Genomic DNA, 263 nt, shown 5'->3' with positions numbered 1-263 from the left:
GGTCGAGGGCGAACCGGTACGCCTGGATCGTCGTCACGCCGGATCCTCGATGGCGGCTTCGACCGCACGGCGAGCACGGTTCGCGGCAGCACGACGGCCATACAACCGGGCGCACAGCGACGTCAAGATCTCGGTCACGTCGCGGACCAAGTCGTCATCGACCCCGGCCGGATCGACGACGAGCAGGCGCCTGCCCTGCGCGGTCAGCGCCGCCTCGACGTACTCGGCACCGAACCGGGCGAACCTGTCGCGGTGCTCGACCA

General features: G+C 70.0%; 1 pseudogene. It reads right to left on the bottom strand.

Annotation, left to right across the window (positions count from 1 at the left end):
- Positions 1 to 33: 33 nt before the first annotated feature.
- Positions 34 to 263 (bottom strand): annotated as a pseudogene (locus ADL15_RS24445) (IS607 family transposase); the annotation flags it as partial.

Source organism: Actinoplanes awajinensis subsp. mycoplanecinus, from assembly GCF_001509495.1.
GTDB classification, from domain to species: Bacteria; Actinomycetota; Actinomycetes; order Mycobacteriales; family Micromonosporaceae; genus Actinoplanes; species Actinoplanes palleronii.
This window is presented reverse-complemented; position numbering and strand designations above follow the sequence as displayed.